The sequence below is a fragment of the Bradyrhizobium barranii subsp. barranii genome (genome assembly GCF_017565645.3).
Lineage (GTDB): Bacteria > Pseudomonadota > Alphaproteobacteria > Rhizobiales > Xanthobacteraceae > Bradyrhizobium > Bradyrhizobium barranii.
The window spans coordinates 7,803,709-7,819,276 of the sequence record NZ_CP086136.1 but is presented as its reverse complement, the minus strand read 5'-3'; the positions used below and the strand labels follow the sequence as shown (position 1 = coordinate 7,819,276).

Annotated in this window: 17 protein-coding genes and 1 pseudogene; 5 read left to right on the top strand and 13 right to left on the bottom strand. The window is 60.4% G+C overall.

Translation table 11 applies throughout. The features are described 5' to 3' along the window. Positions 1-22 precede the first annotated feature (22 nt). Together J4G43_RS38100 and J4G43_RS38095 are read left to right on the top strand one after the other, a co-directional pair. Entirely contained in the window at positions 23-1,060 is a 1,038-nt protein-coding gene (locus J4G43_RS38100) for an IS110 family RNA-guided transposase (protein ID WP_038381005.1), read from the top strand. A gap of 565 nt (positions 1,061-1,625) precedes the next feature. Beyond that, positions 1,626-2,012: a hypothetical protein gene (locus J4G43_RS38095; protein ID WP_208088063.1), complete on the top strand. Its 387-nt coding sequence runs from the start codon at positions 1,626-1,628 to the stop codon at positions 2,010-2,012. Between the two features lie 86 nt (positions 2,013-2,098). On the opposite strand, the gene J4G43_RS38090 is transcribed toward J4G43_RS38095, so the two are convergent. The 4 genes from J4G43_RS38090 to J4G43_RS38075 all read right to left on the bottom strand — a co-directional run bounded on the left by J4G43_RS38090 (position 2,099) and on the right by J4G43_RS38075 (position 5,243). After that, positions 2,099-2,884 (bottom strand): hypothetical protein, encoded by a 786-nt coding sequence (locus tag J4G43_RS38090; protein ID WP_208088062.1) that lies wholly within the window; start codon positions 2,882-2,884, stop codon positions 2,099-2,101. A 1,383-nt stretch (positions 2,885-4,267) separates the two neighbouring features. Then, a complete protein-coding gene (locus J4G43_RS38085; RefSeq protein ID WP_135217349.1) occupies positions 4,268-4,564 on the bottom strand; it encodes a hypothetical protein in 297 nt (98 codons plus the stop codon). Further along, positions 4,561-4,863 (bottom strand): hypothetical protein, encoded by a 303-nt coding sequence (locus J4G43_RS38080; protein ID WP_208089624.1) that lies wholly within the window; start codon positions 4,861-4,863, stop codon positions 4,561-4,563. Before J4G43_RS38080 ends, J4G43_RS38085 begins: the two co-directional genes overlap by 4 nt. Before the next feature lie 26 nt (positions 4,864-4,889). Next, positions 4,890-5,243 carry a hypothetical protein gene (locus J4G43_RS38075; RefSeq protein ID WP_208088061.1) on the bottom strand — a complete coding sequence of 118 codons (354 nt, stop codon included), beginning with the start codon at positions 5,241-5,243 and terminating at the stop codon, positions 4,890-4,892. A gap of 303 nt (positions 5,244-5,546) precedes the next feature. Between J4G43_RS38075 and J4G43_RS38070 the strand changes: the two genes are divergently transcribed. Together J4G43_RS38070 and J4G43_RS38065 are read left to right on the top strand one after the other, a co-directional pair. Further along, positions 5,547-5,804: a hypothetical protein gene (locus tag J4G43_RS38070; RefSeq protein ID WP_208088060.1), complete on the top strand. Its 258-nt coding sequence runs from the start codon at positions 5,547-5,549 to the stop codon at positions 5,802-5,804. Between the two features lie 133 nt (positions 5,805-5,937). Then, positions 5,938-6,165: a hypothetical protein gene (locus J4G43_RS38065; RefSeq protein WP_208088059.1), complete on the top strand. Its 228-nt coding sequence runs from the start codon at positions 5,938-5,940 to the stop codon at positions 6,163-6,165. A 340-nt stretch (positions 6,166-6,505) separates the two neighbouring features. Here the strand turns inward: J4G43_RS38065 and J4G43_RS38060 are convergent, their stop codons facing one another. After that, positions 6,506-7,105 (bottom strand): TVP38/TMEM64 family protein, encoded by a 600-nt coding sequence (locus J4G43_RS38060; RefSeq protein ID WP_208088058.1) that lies wholly within the window; start codon positions 7,103-7,105, stop codon positions 6,506-6,508. Between the two features lie 437 nt (positions 7,106-7,542). Between J4G43_RS38060 and J4G43_RS38055 the strand changes: the two genes are divergently transcribed. Continuing rightward, positions 7,543-7,752, top strand: coding sequence for a cold-shock protein (locus tag J4G43_RS38055; protein WP_135217327.1), 210 nt, complete (start codon positions 7,543-7,545; stop codon positions 7,750-7,752). Positions 7,753-7,788: 36 nt separating this feature from the next. Here the strand turns inward: J4G43_RS38055 and J4G43_RS38050 are convergent, their stop codons facing one another. From J4G43_RS38050 to tnpC, 8 genes and pseudogenes are all read right to left on the bottom strand, one after another. Further along, entirely contained in the window at positions 7,789-7,962 is a 174-nt protein-coding gene (locus J4G43_RS38050) for a hypothetical protein (RefSeq protein ID WP_155256390.1), read from the bottom strand. Between the two features lie 1,124 nt (positions 7,963-9,086). Then, on the bottom strand, positions 9,087-9,311 hold the full coding sequence (locus J4G43_RS38045) for a DUF3551 domain-containing protein (RefSeq protein ID WP_321576354.1): 225 nt from the start codon (positions 9,309-9,311) through the stop codon (positions 9,087-9,089). A gap of 178 nt (positions 9,312-9,489) precedes the next feature. Further along, positions 9,490-9,708 (bottom strand): hypothetical protein, encoded by a 219-nt coding sequence (locus J4G43_RS38040; protein WP_208088056.1) that lies wholly within the window; start codon positions 9,706-9,708, stop codon positions 9,490-9,492. Between the two features lie 1,403 nt (positions 9,709-11,111). Next, a complete protein-coding gene (locus J4G43_RS38035; protein ID WP_208088055.1) occupies positions 11,112-11,378 on the bottom strand; it encodes a hypothetical protein in 267 nt (88 codons plus the stop codon). Beyond that, complete coding sequence (locus J4G43_RS38030; protein WP_208088054.1) at positions 11,375-11,815, bottom strand: hypothetical protein; 441 nt, start codon at positions 11,813-11,815, stop codon at positions 11,375-11,377. The genes J4G43_RS38035 and J4G43_RS38030 overlap by 4 nt, the downstream gene beginning before the upstream one ends. A 301-nt stretch (positions 11,816-12,116) precedes the next feature. Continuing rightward, positions 12,117-13,274: pseudogene (locus tag J4G43_RS38025) on the bottom strand (IS256 family transposase); the annotation flags it as partial. Between the two features lie 49 nt (positions 13,275-13,323). Further along, positions 13,324-13,974 carry a UPF0149 family protein gene (locus tag J4G43_RS38020; RefSeq protein WP_063712394.1) on the bottom strand — a complete coding sequence of 217 codons (651 nt, stop codon included), beginning with the start codon at positions 13,972-13,974 and terminating at the stop codon, positions 13,324-13,326. Then, positions 13,971-15,521, bottom strand: a complete 1,551-nt coding sequence (tnpC, locus tag J4G43_RS38015; protein WP_035681142.1) for an IS66 family transposase — start codon at positions 15,519-15,521, stop codon at positions 13,971-13,973. Before tnpC ends, J4G43_RS38020 begins: the two co-directional genes overlap by 4 nt. Positions 15,522-15,568: the final 47 nt, after the last annotated feature.

Here is a 15,568-nt window from a genome sequence, read left to right as displayed (position 1 = left end):
GCATCAGACGGAGAAGCGCAGCATGAAACATTACGCTGGACTGGACGTGTCGGTCAAAGAGACGTCCCTGTGCATTGTCGACGAAACGGGCCGCATTTGCCGGGAAGCGAAGTTGGTGAGTCACCCGGACGATCTTCTTGCTGCACTCAACGATCCGATTTGGCGGTTTGATCGGATTGGGCTCGAGGCTGGACCGCTGTCGCAATGGCTGTTCAGCGGGCTGGCGGAGGCTGGCCTGCCGGTAATCTGCATCGAGACGCGACATGCCAAGGCGTTCCTCAAGGCGCAGGTGAACAAGAGCGACCGCAATGATGCGCGTGGCATTGCGCAGATGATGCGCGTCGGCTTGTTCCGGCCTGTCCACGTCAAGACCCTGATCAGCCAAAAGCGACGGGTCCTGCTTGCCGGTCGCAAGCTGCTTCAGGAGAAGGCCATTGCCATCGAGAATGACATTCGTGGGCTGTTACGCAACTTCGGCTTGAAGGTCGGAATTGTGGGGGTGATCGGCTTTGAACAACGTATCCACGAACTCGTCGGCGGTCAGCCGGAGCTGGCCGAACTCATGGAACCGCTTCTCGTCGCCCGACGCGTTTTACGCGAACAGTTCACACAACTGCATCGCAAAGTGCTTCTACTTGCCCGGGAAAGCGAGGTCTGTCGTCGGTTGATGACGATCCCTGGTGTCGGCCCCGTCACGTCGCTGGCCTTTATCAGCACGATCGACGTTCCCGCCCGCTTCAAGAGTTCGAAAGCCGTCGGGCCGTCCCTTGGATTGACGCCAGTTCTCAACCAGTCCGGCGAAAGCCACCGCATCGGCCGGATTTCGCTGTGCGGTGATGAAGCCATGCGAGCGCTACTCTATGAGGCCGCACAGGTCATGCTGACGCGGGTGCAGAAATGGTCCTGGCTCAAGGCGTGGGCCATGCAGATCGCCAAACGACGCGGGCAGCAGAAGGCGATCGTCGCTTTGGCGCGGCGGCTCGCCGTCATCATGCACCGCATGTGGAGCGACGGAACGGAATTCCGCTGGACACGGGAGGCCACGCCCGCGGCACAATAGTGCGACGCGCGGCCCACGCACCCGTTGTTTAGCGGGAGGAGGTCCCTCGCGGGACGATGGACGAGATGAGTTCGCTTTGGGCTCTTGTACGGTCGCGTCCTTGCGATCAGCACGCGAGTCAGATTGTTCCGTCTCGTTCTACTGATCCCATGCTGGGAGAGCCATACGGCTGATCCCGAAGAGAAGCACGGCCCCGCGAGCGGTACCGAACCCAAGGAGGCACCCAATCAAGCCCTTGACTAAATCCGGCCGAATAGAGAAGAGCCAAAATTGCAGGCCGAATGACAGCGCTCTCCGAGATGAACTTGCGAGCCGTTTCCAGAGCGATCGGGCCATTCGAGGATCGCGGTCTCGCGCTCATCGAAGCTTTCGACCAAATCCCGCTGCTCAGCGTCTTTGAACAGATGAGGGCGCTGGAATATTTCTACGTGAGCGAGGCGACGGCCGCGTTGGAGCGGATACTAAAGCACAAGCTTCGCCGCCTCCTGCCTCGCCGCCGCCGCCTCCGAGCAAAGAGGAGATCCGCGAGGCGAAGAGGCGGGCGACAGAGGCTGCCAGGCAGGCCTTGAAAGAGGCAAGCGGGCGGGGCGTTGCTCAAAAACTTGAGCTTGGCCGCCGACTCGCAGAGATCCGGGACAACACGCCGAGCAATACCAAGTTCGGTCGTCTCGCTCGCCATCAGTTCGATCGGCACGATCCCGCGGAAGTCGCGGAGATGATCCGGGTGTGGAAACGCTACGGCGATCGCCCGGACATCACCAAGAAGGTGCGCAACTGGCGAGTTCTCGTGGCGGTATCGAGCCCGTCGCTGCAGGTGCCCGTGCGTCGACGGTTCGAGACGAAGATCCTGGCGGGCGAGAACGTGACGGCGAAGTCGATTGCCGCCAAAGCGGCCACGCGGAAGACCGGCCGACCGAGCAAAGTCTCGGTCAAACGACGCCCGACGCCATAGCTTTAGATCCGTCTTGCTGAGCTTCTGCTCAGAGGCCGCAGTTTCGATCCGCCCTTTCATTCTCGAGTTGGGGGGCGGTCGCGGCATTAGCGCGGCCATGGCCAGGACAACGACGATTGCGGCTTTTTGGGTTGCGGCCGGGCCGGGGTTGGCGCCGGCTTTGGTGCCTGGGCGACCTTGGCCGGCTGCCGCGGACGCGGCAATGGTACTTCTGTCACGACCCTTGGCTCTTGCGGGATCGATCTAGTCTCTTCGATCATGTTTGGCGCGGAAGCGTTGGCAGTGATGCGGGCGAGCTGTTCTTGGCTTGCGTTGATGCGATCGATGAGCGTCTGGCTTTCGCGCCTCATCTGGATCTGCATCGCCTTGATCTCGTCGACGATACCTTTGTTGCGTGCCGTTTCTTCCTGGCTCGCCTTGAGTTGGCTCGCGACATTTACATTGTCGTTGACCAATTGCTCTTGAGTCACCTTGAGCTGTTCGACCGCTTGCTTCAAGGCAGCGAGATCGCGCGTCATCGACTGGAACTGCTGCGCCAAGTCGGAAACCAGGGCGATGGCAGACTGCGATGCGTCTTTTCGCCCCGCGGCTTCTCGGGGGCTCAGCGTCGCTGCAGGGTCCGAGGGGGCCGTCATCGCCGGATGAGCGGAGGACGACCACCACCAAGCAGCAACACCGGATGCTGCCAACAGAGAACAGATTAAAGCCACAGAGCGCCGCTTCGCCAATTGATGGTTCGTTGCCGGTTGGGCGCGAGATGTTTCCATGGTGGTCGGCTGGTCCGAGGGACTGACCTCCGCTGCGCGCTCCAGGTTCGAAAGCTCTTCCGCGATCTGCCGTTCCGCGATCCCGTCGTCCAGCGTGGAAGCCACTTGGTGCTCTCCGTATTGCGGCGCCCAGGGGCGGCGCCGCGCTGTGCTAAAGCTTGACTGTCTCGCCCTCGAACAAATTTATCACCTGCGCGCGATAAAGTGCTGAAAAAGTGCCCTCCGAGCGCGCTGGCGAGGAGAAGGCCCCTTTTAGGGGCGCAGAGCTGGGCCCGGAAGCCGATAAAAGCCGAGTAGCGCAGGCGCCGTGATAGCTAAAAGGGCATTGTCGCGATTGATCAGCGGCGGCGCGATGGCCTGTCACTAATCAGCCATCGGACGTGTCCGTTAGCAGAACGATCACTTTGGCCAAAGGCCGATGAGGCTTTCAAAGGTCACGCTGCTTGCGGCCCAAGCTGACGGGCTCACAAAAAAGGACGTAGAGAAACGTAAAAATCCAAGCCATTCCAACCCCCAAAGTGTTTGTGGGCAGACCAGTGAAGCCTACCGGCCCTCCGTCCCTCGACCCAGCGGAAGGTGGACACCCTGGGCATTCCAGCTCGGACAGCTGGGAAGCGAGCTCGGCCATGCGACGAACAAAATCATCTACGCGATCACTGTGCTTTCAGGCCGCTGGGAGACGCGCCGCGTGTTGGCTTGAGTAAGGAAGCCTAGTAGGCTTGCGAACTCGGGCGAGCCGCCGCCAGGCCACACTGCACGGTGGACTGATTGAGGAGTTCTTATGAGAAGCTGGATTGGGGTGGCGCTTATCGTAGGTGTAATGTCATTGGCATCGACGGCACTACTGACGACGTCCGCAGCAGCGCAGCAGCAGATGATCAGCCAAAGATCAGGGTGTTGCAGAACTGTTGATTTTGCCCCGCGTCGCCGACACATTGCGCGCTACCGAAACGTTGATCGGTCATATGTGGGCTTCCACTATCGCCCCTACCTAGTCTCCTCCTGCGCTTACGCGCAGCCGTACTACCTTCGATCATACCCATGTAACGGGCCGGTGCCGTACGCATTCGGGTTAAGGCACGATCCGGTGTGGTGGTGAAGAATGCGAAGGTGGGGCGGGTGTTGGGGTAGGTTGCTCGCCTTGGTGCCCGGCTGAGAGGATCGGACCTTAGACTTCGGCCGCACCAGCACTCCCGGCGCTCTAATCCGCAATTGGAGCGGCAGCCGGGAGCATTGAGGGGCTGGAAAGCAAGCCGTGCCATGTTCGCCCCTTAACGACAACGGGTAAAACAGCGGACTCCGGTAATCATACGGTGCATTTTCGGAACGGGGTGTTCTACTGTGAGAACACCGGCGAGATTTAAGTACCGAGAGATTTTTTATAGCTATCCGGGAATGCCGCAGTGGGGGCTGGAACCACGCTGCGGTTTTTTCCATTGGGACCACGCGTCACAGATCACTCTTTGCCTTGGTCGTAAATCCAGACGGTCATTGATCCCTCTTCAACTTGCGCTGGCCCCAATGGGGGCTCTTTCCCTTCGGGTTAAACTCCGGGACGTAGTGGCGGTTCAATGCTCGCACGACGCCGATGCGGGCAAACATCGTCGGGCCGCCGCTTTCAGCCACCAGGATCAGCGCCTGCATCGCGGCTTGCCATTCCGGTACGGCGTACTCTTTCTTCGGCAGCGCGGCGATGTACTCGCCGGCGTCGAGCAGCGTCACCAGTACGCGATCGCCGATCCTGATCGGGTCATCGAAACGCCGACCCCAGCCTCGTTCGGTCATTCCTTCCGCTTCAGGTCAGGTCCTGCGGCGGCAATGGCGCGTTCAACCTCGTCGGCCAGGATTGTCAGATGCTCGGCCAGCTTGGTGAACAGGTCTCGCTTCTTGGGTTCGGTTGCCAGATCACGGATCAACAGTGATAATGCCCGCGGAAACAATTCCCGCTGGCGTAATTCGCCCTTGGCCTTTGAGGCTGATCTTGTCGCCCAAAGGTAACTCAAAACCTCCACGGATCTCTTCGGGATGCGTGATGAGGTCTTCGGGCACGGTTCAGTCATCGTGCTTCCGTCCTTGAGGCTCATGAAGCGAACGGCATCGCGCCAAGCGGTCAGCGCGGTGTGCAGCTCAATCGCGCGAGGTTTCCCGATCTGTAAATAAGAAACATATCGCCACTGTAGTGGAAATATTCGCCAGTGAAGTCCTTGGTGCGAAACTTGAGTTGAAGCGGATTGTTACTCAGCACAAGCGGGCTAATGGTGTCTTGGCCAAAATCAATGGACACCTTCGTCGCTTTATTTGCGGGACTCAAAATCGCGGTCAACGTAGTAGCAGGTGATTTCTTGACCCCTCCCGGCTCGAACATATCGCCAGTGCAAGTAATCTTGAGCGAGTCCGCGGCCCGAGCAGCGTTCATCGCTAAGAAGGTGATAGCTATAACTCCAAGCAAAGTTGCCTTGGACATTTTATTTTCCCTTTGCCTTCAGCCCCAGCTCCACAAGCCGGCGGATGGCCTCGGAGCGGCCGGGGAGGTCTTCTTGCTTGGCTGCCCAGGCATCGACGCTCTTCCGTAACTCCGAGGACAGGCGGATAGCCGTCACCGGGTCCTGTCCGGTGGCCGGCCGGCCAGGACGTTTCCGTACTACGTTTTTAGTTGACGGCTTCATAATAAGCGTACTACGCTAATTGAGCTTGGAAAACAAGCGGCCTGCCGTCGTGTTGGAAGCACGGCGGCAGGCCTGACCTCGATCACAGAAGGGTTTTCAAAATGACCAAGGCTGTTTCGCATCTTAGCACGCCACCCTTAAACACGTCTGAAAACAACATCACCGATCCGGTGTACGCCGCGATCGAGAAACATCGTCGGGCAATGCGGGAGTTTGCCGAGGTGCTCCGCGTACTCGTTCCCGGCACCCTCAGTCCCGATCCAAAGAAGGCGGATAAGTACGGTAACCGAGAAATAAGGGCTACGGACCGCCTGGTCTCCACGGTGCCGATACCATGCATGGCCTGCTGGCGCTCGTGACGTATGTCAACAGCGTGTCGGACGGGAGGGATCGTGTCGACGGCAGGCACGACAACTGCTTTGATGAGTCGCTCCACGATGTCCTCGCCATCGCCGAAAGGTTTCTGGCTGAGCAAATCGGGAGGGCGGCGGCATGAAGAACCGTCCCGCTGCGGCCGCAGAGGCCGGCGATGCACTGTACGAACTCCGTCAAATGACAATCGTCAGCATTCGAGTACTGGATGGCTTGGGTGAGCCGTTCCGCCAAGCCTATGAAGAGGCCCACGAAGCGCTGTCTTTCTGTCTTCACGACATTCTAGCGCGCACGAGCAAGCTTGAGGATGATCTGCTGCGGGCTGAGCCCAAGGAAATGGCGCAGTAGCGGCGCCACCACAGAACGCTGCCATAGAACCATAAGCCCGGCCTCGCGCCGGGCTTTTTCATGGAGGCCGACGGACAGGATATTCCGCCGCGACAAAACCGGAGATTCCAGCGTTTTTATCGCGCCATGGAAGCGGGCCGCCACCCAGCGCGGCTGAAAATCGACGCGAAGGGAAGGGCAAATGAGGGCCGGCTGTCGCAGGGTAAGCACGACTGCCAGCGGCTCGCGTCGCATCGCCGCCGGCTGAGGCTAAAAGCAAAAGGCCCGCCGGTTCGCTCCGGCGGGCTCTTTCTCAACTTAAGCTGCGGCGCCGTTGAATATGTTTCGAGCGCTCGCATGTCTAGGCCAGCGGCGCTCGCCGCGACAGTAAAACTCGTACCCGCCATGCTATCAGGGCCACAATTGCGATGATCAGCGCCATAGCGATCAGCGAGATGCCTAGATTTTCGTCGAGAAGCGAGGCTCGGCCAGTCGCGCCCAGAAAGGAATACAGGAAGACTTGCGGCGCAGTGAAAACGAAGGTTGAGATCGAGTAGGTTGAGATGTCAATCCTCGTCAGACCGAACAGGTAGTTCTGGACCGCGCCTGGAAGGGGCACACCCAGCCGCATTAGCGCGATAATGCGCCAACCTTCCTCATCTACTGCTTGTGCAATGACGCCGAAATTAGGCTTCCCCTCGAGCCTTTTTCGAAACCAGTTCGATGCGATATAGCGGGACGTCAGGAAGGCCATGATGGCGCCAATGGTTCCGCTCAACAGGATGATCCCGGCGACTTTCCAGCCAAAGGCGGCACCGGCGGCACAAATCAGCGGCGTACGGGGGAGCACGATAAAGGCCATTGCCAGAAATACGAGGCCGACTGCCATTGCCGAACCCGGTGTAAGACTGCCGAGATTTTGAAACCATGCGCTGATCGTGTCTAAGATGGGCGAGTTCATTCTTTTAAAAGCTGCACGCTCAGGATCTCCGAGACCGGCCGGTTCACGCTGGCGAGCCGATTTTCAGGTTGCGCTGAGTTCCAGTTTCCCGCTATTGGATATGTGCTGAATTAGGTCATATTGCACGTGAGCAGACGAGAATCGAGCGCATATTTTCGCGCCATGTAGCGGCTGTGTCTGGAGCAAGCGAAGCTCTGCCTTCCGGGTCTCGGCCGGGAAGCTCTGGAAGAGATGGCCCAAAACTATCGAAACGCGGCCGAGCGGCTGGAAAGCGAAGCCGGAAAGTTGAGGCGCGTCTAAGGGCGGCGCTTCAATGCGCGTATAACTCCGATCCGTGCAAACATGGTTGGGCCGCCGCCCTCGTATAGCACCCCCCTTTGTTTCGCCAGATTCGTAATCCCATCCTTTCACGTTTCGAATTCATGGGGAGAAACGACGTGGCTATAGGTGTCGTTAAGTGGTTTAACGCGACGAAGGGATTTGGCTTCATCCAGCCTGATGACGGCGGCCAGGATGTTTTCGTGCACATCAGCGCAGTAGAGCGCGCCGGTCTCTCTGGTCTCGCCGAGGGACAAAAGATTTCTTATGAGGTCCAGGTAGATCGGAAGCGTGGCAAGAGCAGCGCGGAGAATCTAAGGGTTGGCTAACTCGCGATCATGGCCCGCCGGTTCACGCGGGCGGGCCTAGTGGCCGTCGACGCGATACCCTTGAACGGCGAGCAATTCCCTGAGCCATGCCACCTTCTCGCTGGCATTGCTCGGGCCACCAAGCGCCTTGCGTATATCCTCAACGAGGCCTTCCAGGCGTTTTAATTGCGCCTGTGCTGCGTTTCGTTCGATCTCATCCAAAGCAACCATAGCGCGAGTATGTCCGATATATCGCCATGGGTCAAAGAGGGCGCCCGGTGGATCGGGAGCGCGATCGGCAACGGCTCGCGACGCATCGCCGCCGGCTGAGCGTTAAAACGACAAGGCCCGCCGGCATACGCTGGCGGGCCTAGGCACTCCCGGCGCTCTGATCCGCAATTGAATCGGCAGCCTGGAGCATTGGGGCTGGAAAGCGAAGTGTGCCATGTTCGCTCTCAAGTGACAATGGCTGGAATATCGCCTTCAGGTAGTATTACGGATTCCGTTTACGGAACGGGGTGTTCTACTGTGAGAACACCGGTGAGATTTAAGCACCATTTTCTAATTTGTCCGGGATGGCCGCAGTGGGGGGCTGGAACCGCGCTGCGGCCTTTCCCATAGGGACGTCTGCGAGGTGTCCCTAATTTGATGGAACCTATAACGGTTCCGGGGCATGAACCGTTGAGGCCCATCACCGCGGGGCTCCACGGTGATGAGGATGCACCACATTGCGATCAGATGGCGAGCCAAAGCCAAGTGATCATACTCAGCAAAGCGACGAGCAAAACTATTTCGAGTTTGTGGTTACAGGAACGGAGAACTCTACTGTTCCGCTTCATACGGTGCCCCCTGTTTGATTGGGCGGGAGCGCAACTGGCGTTCTCATCACCGACGGAGGCCATGGGCGGGGCGGTGATGCGAGCGACTAGACATCCTTTTCACCGGGGAGTCGACACAATTCGCGTCAGGTGCTTCTAGCGTTATGCGCGACAGCTTTGCGGAGAATTTGCTAACGCCGCCGGTGCGCGGTGCGTGGACCGAGAGGGAGCTTGAGGCGGCTGAATATCGTGCCTTGCGCTCAATCAAGCGGCCCCGCTATGCACCCAGCGGAGCGACATCGACGCGAAGGGAAGGGCAAATAAGGGCCGTCTGTCGCACGCTGGCGCGGCTGAACAGCGCCTGCCACGGTGAAGTCTAATTCCGTTATCAGGATCTCACCTGCGATCGGAGCCCGGTCGCTAAACCTTCAAGTCAACTCCCGCAGGCTACGCGCGCGAGCTACGGCGCGTCGTGGGTGTGGAAAAGCAAAGGGCCGCCGATTCACGATGGCGGGCTGGGCGTCTCTCGCAACTGTCCTAGTAGGCGCGGCGGCCGTGCCGCCGATAAGCTGCGGGGTTTTCCACGCCCGCGAAGTATGGATTTATGGCGCACTTTGCGGCGCGGCCCGATGCCGAAGCATTGCACTGAGGCAGCGATGTGTAGCTGCAATCGTAATAGTTGGCCCCCGCGCGGTAAACGTGCAGGCAAACCGGATAGGCCGGATTATACGTCTGAGCTGCCGCCGGCTCTGTTGATGCCATCCCGATTGCCAAAATCGCCAAGGCCGGAGTACGCATTGGAACCTCCTTTCGGACATTGACAAAGCGCGAAGCTCCACGAGCCAGTACTTCGATCGTACCCCGCGGAGGTCGCGACTGCGCCTGACGATCGCTACCAGCCCGCTGGTCACGCTGGCGGGCCTAGCTCTCCCGGGAAGCCTTAGACGACCCTAAACGCGCGGCGTAGATCGCGTGTTCTGACCTCTCGAGCGTACGGGAGTATCTCCGCAACTATGGCGTAGGCGCGCTCTCTGGGCACGCCTAGCGCGACCTTGCCCTTGATGAACTCTTCGAGGCCGACCAAAAGTTTACGTTCAGCCTCTGTCATCTGCTGCTGATGAGCGTCGATTTCCTTCTTGAGTGCGCCGTCGTCAGACATAGAGCCTCGCCCAATGGCGGTTGCGGCGAACCGGCTTCACTCTAGGCCCGTTGTGACGGATTCGTTCGGCGATGAAGCTCTGACACTCGCCCGGAAAAAACGCTCAGTTCTCGGAGAGAATGTTCTGCGACACCCAACAGTGTCAACGCGGCGATGGTTGCGACAACGTTCTCGAATTCGCCTTAGGATTGTAAGCCACGGTACCGTTGCTATAGACGTTGAGGCGAATGGAAAGGCGACTGACGGGACCGCCGGTTCGCACCGGAGGCCCTAGCACACTCCCGGCGCTCTAATCCCCAATTGGAGCGGCAGCCGGGAGCATTGCGGGGCTGGAACCTAAGCCGTGCCATGCTCGTCTCTAGATTTCAATGCGGAGAAAACCGCAAGCCGGTAGTTGTCCGGACTCCATTTTTGGAACGGGGTGTTCGACTGAAGGAACACCGGCGCGATTTGATCACCGATTTTTTAGTTTGTCCGGGAATGCCGCAGTGGGGCTGGAACCACGCTGCGGCTTTTCCCATTGTGCGACGCAACCCACTTGCGGCCGCCGGATTGAACCTTCGCAACCAACCGACAGCGGACTTGTTGCCCCCATCACCATCCAAGGCTCTGTCCATAGGCGCCGGTGGCTGAGAGACGAATAGCTCTCCCGCCGGCGTGTCGAATAGCGAGGAACGTTTCCTCCCCGCCGCCGCGCAGGACCGCGGCTCCCCTCCGCTTGTCGTGGCACTGTAAACCGAATACGGTTCGTCATTACGATAATTGGTAGACGATGCGCATACTCGGGGCAGCTATACTCATTGCCGGTTTGCTATTGTGCGTTTCGGATGACGATGGAGAACCCCTCGGCGTCATCCCGATGGTCGCTGGGCTGATAATTCTCGCCCTCGGGGAACGACGTGCAAAGACGCTCGCACTGGCCAAGGTCAAGATGGGCCCGGGGCTCTCGGCCCCCATGCGGAACGCGCTGCTCAAACCCGCACCGGAGCAGTTGAGTCCGGAAGTGCAGGAATTGTTCGAAAGGCTTAAGCGGAAGCATTGAGTGTAGGTGGCGTCAACAACGACGCTGCTATGCCGCCGGCCCACGCTACTCTTATTGCTGCGGACTCTCTAGTGGATGAGGTTCGTTCGTACCTTGGCTATGGGATTTGGAGAACTATGCCCGATGGTCACGGCGGGATCGCGTCGCTGCGCCTCGGCGACTTGATTTCTAAGGTATTCTAGCTCGGATAATTGGGAGGCTAGCTCGGTCATCTGGCGAACAAAGATAACTACGCGATCACTGTGCATTGAGAGCCTCTCGGAGCGCTAAAAAACTTCTTCAATCAATCTGGTGATAATTTGCCATCTTACGTGAAGTGTCGGTGACATCAGACGTTCCAAAAGAACGTCTCTGGTTAGTATCAGCGCGCGAGCAAATTCTCGCCCGCCGACATTAGCCGCACATATGTCCCACTTTCTTGTATTTCGAGCCAGCCATTCTCTACCGCGTGCTTAATGCTGGCGCCAAACTCGCTGCCCTTCCCGCCGAGCTCGAACAGGAACCGCTCGTTGATCCTCTCGATATAGATGCGGCCGTCCTGGACCGGCTCGACGCTGGCCGCGAGCTCGACAAGCTTGCGTGCGGCCGCCTCCGGGTCCGCATAGGGGCGTTCTTGGGAATGCTTCATGCGCCGATGCCTCGGTGAGCGGAGTAGATATGTGCTTCGCAGGCGATCGGAGTTTGTTCACCGCAAAAGCACTTCGACCAGCCACTCGTGTTCTGCGTCGGCATCCTACAACCGTTGCCCGAGATACGGTATTTCCAAGCATGCCAGTCGCGGCTGCGGCGCCAGGTTTCGAAGTTCTCTTCAGTCAATGTCGGCTCGAGCTGAAGCCAGGCGCGTTCGAATTCGGCGCGCGCGGCCGGGTAGCTCTCGGCTGATCCACTCTGGTGTGTGCCCGGTTCGGTGCCAGGGTAGAAGCCGAGATGCCAGCCCCATTGGTCTACGTCTTTTGGAACGCCGGCGCGGGTACCGATCGTGCCGACATGCACCCCAAAGTAGATGTGCCAAGTTTCTTGGTGCGAGTTTTCGCTACGGCGGCGGGTGAGGGCGGTATCGGTCATAGCTGGAAGATAGTCGACGACCGAGCGGCATGGCCAGCCGCTGGGGCTCGCGGGTCGGTCTCGAGCGAGCGCAAGGGATTGGTCAACAGCAGGCTATGGCGCCACGCCTCGTGCGACTGATCCCCGCCCCGTGGGCGCACTTCGGTGGGCTCGCTGGCGCGTTGCGCGAGCGTATCGAGGTTTGATCCTCTGGAGTAAATGGGCAGCCGGTTCGCTTGTCGCGTTCAAGACGAAGGCCGCAGCGATCAGCTCGCGGCGGCCCGCGCCGGAGCTATGGCTGATTTTGGGTGACGCGGCCTGATCAGGCGGCGTGGCTTTCAGTGTTCGGAATGACTTCGATTCCGTCGATGAACTTTACACCGGCGATGACTTTCGGCAACTGGTTCGTGCTCTTCAATCGCCGCCAGGTCTTCGATGCGGCGTCGATGAGCTTGAACACCATCAGCTTCGCAGTTTGTTGCGACAGCGATCCCTTGGTCCGCACCGTTCGGTGGCGCACCGTGGCGAAGACGCTCTCGATCGGGTTCGAGCTGCGTAGGTGGATCCAGTGCTCAGCAGGGAAGTCGAAGAAGGCGAGCAGCGCATGGCGATCCTTGATCAGGCACTCCACCGCACGTCCGTATTTGACGTGGTATTTCTCGACGAAGACGTCGATCGCGGTTTCAGCTTCGGCCCGGTGTGGGGCCAGATAGATGTTCCGCAGGTCGTTCTTCATGGGGCCCTGCACGGATTTGGCGACCTTGTCGAGTACGTTGCTCACTTTATGGCACCAGCATCGTTGGTGCCGCGTGCCGGGAAAGGCCTCGTCCAGTGCCTTCCAGAAGCCGAGGGCGCCGTCGCCGATGGCGAGTTGCGGGGCAATCCGTAACCCGCGTTGCCGCAGGTCGATCAGGAGTTCGCGCCAGCTCTGCGCGCTCTCGCGCACGCCGACCTGGAAGCCGATCAGCTCCTTCTTGCCTTCCGGCGTGGTGCCAATCAGCACCAGCATGCATTCGCTGTGATCTTCCATGCGGGCCTGCAGGTACACGCCATCGGCCCAGATGTAGACATAGCGACGCGCCGACAGATCGCGTCTCTGCCAGCGTTCGTACTCGACCTGCCAATCGGCCTTCAGGCCGGCGATCACCGAAGGCGACAGGTTCGGCGCATCCTTGCCGAGCAGCGCCGAGAGCGCCTCCTGGAAGTCGCCGGTCGAGATGCCGCGCAAATAGAGGACCGGGATCAAGGCATCCAGGCTCTTCGTCCGCCGCGCCCATAGCGGCAGGATTGCCGAACTGAAGCGGAGGCGGTCGCCTGGCCCGCTCGCTCCGCGGTCGCGGACCTTGGGACGAGCGACCTCCACCGGACCGATGCCGGTCGCAATCTCGCGCACCGGACCGTGCCCATGTCGGACCAGGCGCGCTCGACCGTCGGGCAGCGTCAGATTGGCCGTGCTGGCCAGAAACGCGCCAACCTCGATCGTAAACGGTACGAGAGGCCCACGGAGCCACGGACTTGGTGCGGACGGCCTACGCACCGCGCTTGAAGCGTATAGGCATCCAGAACTGCCGGAGGGCCTCGACGGTTGCTGGAATGTTGCGCCAGGCGTTTTGGATGATGGGCTGCGTTCCCAGCGTGCGCCGGGCCGGGGGTAGCAAGGGTCGACCGGCGTCGTCGATGCAATGGACCAAGATCGGCCGCAGCATAAGGTGTTCGGTTCCATTCGGGGGGAGAAGCCGCGACCAGACGAGAAGCCGAAGCTTCATGACGGCGTAGAAGCCCATGCACCAGGGCTGCGGGTCGACTTCGCCGTCCGGTGATCGCACGAACAGCGGCTCGAAGCTCTCCGGTCTCGTCGACAGCGTCTCGCTGATAGCGTTGTGGCGCATCAGCGTGGCGGCGATTGCCGAGAACTCCTCGGTGTCGTGATTGAAGGCGTCGGGATCTACGCCGAGGAGCGGGCACACCCATTCCTCGGACGCCATCGAGACCGGCCCGGCGACGACCGCGGCCACCGCGCCATCGAGCATGGAGAGCGACGTCGCCCGCGGATGCCGAAGCGTCGGCGACCTGGCGCGCTTGCTGATCCATTGCCCGAGCCGTTCGAACGACATGGCATAGTCCGCCATCGTCGTCTTGCGTGCTTTTCGCGTTCCCCGCCCTTGCTTCGGCTTCGTCATGCCACGGCCCGCTTTTCGGCTTCGCGTGCGGCCTTCCAGTTCCAGGCCAGAAGTTCGTGAAGCTGGTTGGTCTTCGTGGCGCCGCTCACCATGCGATCGAGAACGTCGACGAGATACGCCTCGGGGTCGAGGCCATTCAATTTCGCTGTGTTAAGAAGCGAAGCGAGTATCGCCCAGGTCTCGCCCCCGCCTTCGTCACCACTGAACAACGAGTTCTTTTTTCCGATCGCAATTGGCCTGATCGATCGTTCGACCGTGTTGGTGTCCGGCTCGAGCCGCCCGTCATCCAGGAACGTCGTCAGGCCCTGCCAGCGTTCGAGCATGTAGTCGATCGCCTTGATGAGCGTCGAGCGGCGGGAGATCCCGTCCTTCACCGCGATCAGACGGGCCCTCAACGCCTCCATCAGCGGCTTCGTCTCGGCCTGTCGCGTCGCGCGGCGTTCCCCAGCATCGAGACCGCGGATCCTCTCCTCGATCGCGTAGACGGCCGCAATGCGCTCGATGACCTCCGCGGCGAAGGGTGAGTTCGTCGTCTTGTGCACCCTCACGAAGTTGCGGCGCGCGTGAACGAGACAATACGCCAGCTGGATCTGGCCCGACATCATCGCATCGCCCGCCAGCGAGGCGTAGGCGGCATAGCCGTCGACTTGCAGCACGCCTTCGAAGCCGGCTAACTGCGCCACGATCTCCTTTTTGCCGCGACCACCTGCGAACACGTAGGCGACCGCCGGCGGCGCCGGCCCCTTCCACGCCCGATCGTCCGTCGCGTGCGCCCAGAACTGGCAGATCCTCGTGCGGCCGCGTCCCGGATCGAGCACTGGCATCGGCGTCTCGTCGCAGAACAGCCGCTCGAAGCCGTGCATAGTCTTCAGTTGCAGATCGTAGAGGCCCCTGACCAGCCACGCCGCGCTCCCCATCCAGCGCGCCAGCGTCTGACGGTCGACGACGACACCCTGACCCGCCAGGATCTGCGTCTGGCGATAGAGCGTCGATTGCCAGGCATATTTGGCCGCGGCGATATGCGCGATCAGCGCCGTCGTTGCCATGCCGCCCTCGACGAGCCGCGCCGGTGCCGGGGCCTGGACAATCGGGCCCTCACAGGAGCGGCAGGCGTATTTTGGACGGATCGTGCGGAGCACACGCAGCCACGCGGGAACCCGATCGAGCGCTTCGCTGCTCTCCTCGCCGATCCGATGCATCTGACCCGTGCAGCACGGGCACAGCGTGGACGCCGGCTCGATCACCCGCTCGACCCGAGGCAGATGCGCCGGCAGCGCGCCGATGTTGCGCTTCGCTTTGCGCCGCTCCGGCCGCGGCGCGTCCGGTTTGTCGTCATTGGCCGGGAGCTGTGAGCCGGCGGTCCGTTCCAGATCAAACGCGATCTGTTCGGCGCAGACGATCGCCGCGCGCTCCGATCGTGCGCCGAAGATCAGGCTCTTCAACGTGGCGATCTCTGCGCGCAGATCATCGTTCTCGCCTTCGAAAGCCAGCACCATCTCGGCAAGAGCCGCAGGGTCAGAGGGGAGATCTTCGGGGCGAAGCGCCATATCGCAGAGCTACACGAACGCACTCGCAATCGCCAGCAAAACAAGAC